Below are 3,895 nucleotides of genomic sequence, written 5' to 3'. Positions count from 1 at the left end.
CCTCTTCCGGCATGGAATCAATCGCGCCGTACGTCCAGATGCCGGCGTTGTTCACCAGCACGTCGATTCTGCCGAAACGCTTGAGCACGGTCTCGACCATGCGTTCGACCTCGGCGTAGCGGCTGACATCTGCTTGGACGCATGCGGCGTGTTTGCCGGTTTGGGAAATCTCTGCAACGAGATGCTCAGCGGCAGTTTTGCTTTGCGCATAATTAATGACTACGCTAGCGCCGGCCCGAGCCGCCATGCGCGCCGCAGCGGCGCCGATCCCGCGTGACGCGCCTGTAATCAACATGACTTTGCCGGTAAGATCGATCATTTTGATATCCTCATTAATTTTGGCTGGAAATCGCTCGGGATTGTCATGCGTTGAATTTTTTTTGGATATGCTGACAAAAGTCAGGATCCTTCTGATTCATCGCAAGCGCCACAAGCTTGCGTGCAGCAATATCCATCTGATCCTGTTAAAACGCGAGAACGATAATCGCGGGAAAGATAGCGACTCGGCGGGAAAAAGTAAAGCCGGACTTGCGCAGAAATCCGCCTCAGCCTTCACCATGAGGATTGCTGCGCTAGCCCGGCTTTCGTCATACAAACATCAATAACCAAAAACATAAACCTGTTTCAGCGTCACATCTGCGGTGGAAGGATCCATCCGTCCAAAGTCGTTCCAACGCAAAATCTTTCTGAGAATACAGACATCCAATTCCGGCAGGTTGAAGGTGGAGGAGACGACGCTGGCTTCCTTAACTTTGCCAGCGGCAGAGACAGTGAAGCGCACGGTGACTTTGCCTTTGAGCGTCGCGTCATTTTTGAGGGCCTGGCGATAGCAGTCTTGAATCGCGGCGCTGTGGGATAATACGATTTCACGCATCCTTTCGGGATCACGCGAGGCTTTTTCGCGCATGCGTTTGCGCGCCAATGCGCCAATGCCTGGAATGGCGGCTTCTTCAACCAGGCTTTCCACCGGCTCGATTTTTTCAAATGTGCGCGAAGCTCTCACTTCTTTTTTGGGCGCGGGGGCAAGGTTGGTAACGATTTCTTCGGCTTGCACGCCCGAGGCCGTATGCCGCTCGCCGCGCATGTCGCGAGGGGCGATCATCACTTTGCTGGGATCAAAACCGCCGTACCCCAACAATCCGCCGCTTGCACCGCCGACCGGCGCGCCAAAGAAATCCTGGCCGACGCGCGGCACACGCAGCGTTCTTACCTGGGACAGCACCTCTTCCAAATCATTGGCCTGCGCGATTCCGTGTTCGAGCACATCCTGCACCGGTTCATAAGAAACAAACTGGCCGCCAGGTTCGGCAAGATTGCTGTTGCTGGTGAGCAAACCGATCAAGCCGATACGCCCGACTTCCTCCGACAACGCCTGGCGCGCTTTCTCGCGCGCGGCTAACGAGATGCGGCGATGCACTTCACTCGCTTCGCGTGTGGCGCCGCGCGCTTCCGGCGTGCCTGCGCCCGGCCGCGAGGACGGACTCATCGTCGGTACGCCAGCGCCACCCAAAGCCTCATCAATGATGGAGGGAACATATTCGGAGGCATATAGCAACAATTCATTCGGCGTCATGCTGCTCTGCGCCGGTTGCTCCACTTCGAATTCCGACAGGAAAGTTTCCGCATATTTTGCCTGTAAACGGGCCATCTCGGATTCATTCATGCCGGGCTGATGATTCCACAAATTGTAGATGATGATCAACGGCTCGACCATCAACACGAATACAAGAATAACGAGAAAACGCCGGTCAAGCGTCTCCCAGAAATGACGGTTGAATTCCTTCGGAAAAGTCGTGATCACATCGTCATCATCGAACGGCGCGCGCGCCGGCGAAGAAGGCCGATCATCGGGCGGTGCGGAAAGATTAGGGGCTTGTTCGAGTTGAGCGCTGTCGTACAAATGATCCACGTGCCTAGCTCCAACATTTGCAAAGCGTCAAGATAAAAGATTTCGAAACCGTAATTGCAATTTCCAGTTTGGTAGAGGAAAAAGCGGGCTAACTATAGAATCGCGTTTGTTTGCACGCAATCGAGCAAAGCCATCACAAATCCTGTAAATCGCCGTCTTACGGTGATACAATGATGATTAAAAAGAGTGGTGAAATTTATTCAATTCTACAGCGAATTCATCTTAGCCAAAAACTCGGGAAACTTCAAACAAGTATTATGCCAAAGTTTACACTGCCATGACCACAACCAGATGTCATGCTGCTGGATTTTTCAGCCAACGGCGGGAATTGTTACGATAACAGTCGATGGCCGGTTTGTCTCACATGCGACGGCTGGGCTCGAGTTTGATCGTGAAGGTCAATTTATTACCGTCTCGCAACACGATGATATCCACCTCTTGCCCGGGCGCATGCTCCCCGAGGGCATAAGTATAGTCATAGATGTTTTTGATGTCAATCTCGCCAAATTTAATGATGACATCGCCCGCTTGCAGGCCGGCCCGCGCCCCGGGTCCGCCCTCGCGCACGCCGCTCAACCTCAAGCCTTTCACCTCGGCAGCGTAATCCGGCATGGTGCCGAGACTGACTCGAAACGCGCTCATCTGACGGCGCTCCGAATCGGTTTTTGTAAATAGCGGCAGAGAGTCCGAATTGGCGATTTCCAAAACCGCTTCCGCCGCAAAATTCAACACCTCGGCCTGGCCGCGGGCGTTGATCTTATCGGCATCGTCGGTCACGCGATGATAGTCCTCATGAATATCGGTAAAGAAAAACAATACCGGGATATTTTTATTGTAAAACGAGGCATGATCACTCGGACCCTGGCCGTCTTTGACGGATTTCAGTTTCAAGCGGCGATCGGAATTCAAGCGTTCCAACAACGCCGGCCAGCTCGGCGAAGTGCCGGTGCCCTGCACCACGAGCGTGCTGTCTTTCATGCGGCCAATCATATCCATATTGATCATGGCAATGGTGCTGTCAAGCGGAAACAAAGGTTGATTCACATAATGCGCCGAGCCTAACAGCCCCAACTCTTCCGCGGCAAATGCCAGAAACACCAGCGAGCGCTTGGGCTTCTCAGTTTGCGAGGAAAAATATTGCGCCAGCTCCAACAAGCCGGCTGTGCCGGAAGCATTGTCATCCGCTCCGTTATGAATGCCGTTGATGCTGTCCGGGCTGCGACTGCCTTCGCTGCTGCGGCCAAGATGATCGTAATGCGCGCCAATAACCACGGCCTGCTTCTGCAACAGCGGATCGCTGCCCGGCAACACGCCCACGATATTTGCGGCAACCCGGCGAACCGGTTTAACCTCTGCCTGCAAAGAGATTTTTGTCGCGGGAATGAGCAGGGAATGTGATTGCTGCGTCGTGTTGATTTGCTGTTGCACCGAGTCGAGCGACTGGCCAATACCAGCCAGCAGCCAATTCGCAACTTCTCGCTTGATAAACAAAACCGGCAATCCGGCATCGCCCGCGGAACGATCATAACTCAATCTCGGCAACACATCGTTGGAATCACTCAAGCTACCGGTGGCGACCAACAACGCCGCCGCGCCATGCTCGCGCGCGGTTGTGGCTTTGAAGCGCATGCCCTCAAATTTGGCAAAACCGCTGTGCGGATCGTTCAAACCCGGCGAATAGCGCATGATCAGCACGGCTTTGCCGGAAACCTCGAGATTGGCGTAGTCATCATAACCTTTTTCAGTTGCAGAAATGCCGTAGCCGGCAAACGCAACCTCGGAATCAAGCTCGAGATTACCAGTCCCCGAAAATCCGGCGGGAATGAAATCAACGCCCAGCTTCCAGGCCGTGTCGCCGTTTGCGTTGGTAAAGCGCAAATGATTTTGCGGACCCAACTCCATGTCGCCGATGAAATCGAATTTTTGGAAGTAGGACGCGGGTTCGCCCAACGGCTGCAAATTAAATCGCTTGAATTCAGCGGCAAT

General features: G+C 53.8%; 3 protein-coding genes. All 3 read right to left on the bottom strand.

Annotated features, from left to right (window positions below; all coding sequences use genetic code 11):
- Window positions 1-319 (bottom strand): SDR family NAD(P)-dependent oxidoreductase (locus FBQ85_27640; GenBank protein ID MDL1878906.1); only part of this gene is annotated, 319 nt, incomplete at its 3' end.
- Window positions 320-598: 279 nt separating this feature from the next.
- Window positions 599-1,909, bottom strand: a complete 1,311-nt coding sequence (locus tag FBQ85_27635; GenBank protein MDL1878905.1) for an AgmX/PglI C-terminal domain-containing protein — start codon at window positions 1,907-1,909, stop codon at window positions 599-601.
- A gap of 360 nt (window positions 1,910-2,269) precedes the next feature.
- Window positions 2,270-3,895, bottom strand: a 1,626-nt coding sequence (locus FBQ85_27630) for a M20/M25/M40 family metallo-hydrolase (protein MDL1878904.1), incomplete at its 5' end; no start/stop codon positions are given.

The sequence above is a fragment of the Cytophagia bacterium CHB2 genome (assembly GCA_030263535.1).
Lineage (GTDB): Bacteria > Zhuqueibacterota > Zhuqueibacteria > Zhuqueibacterales > Zhuqueibacteraceae > Coneutiohabitans.
This window is presented reverse-complemented; position numbering and strand designations above follow the sequence as displayed.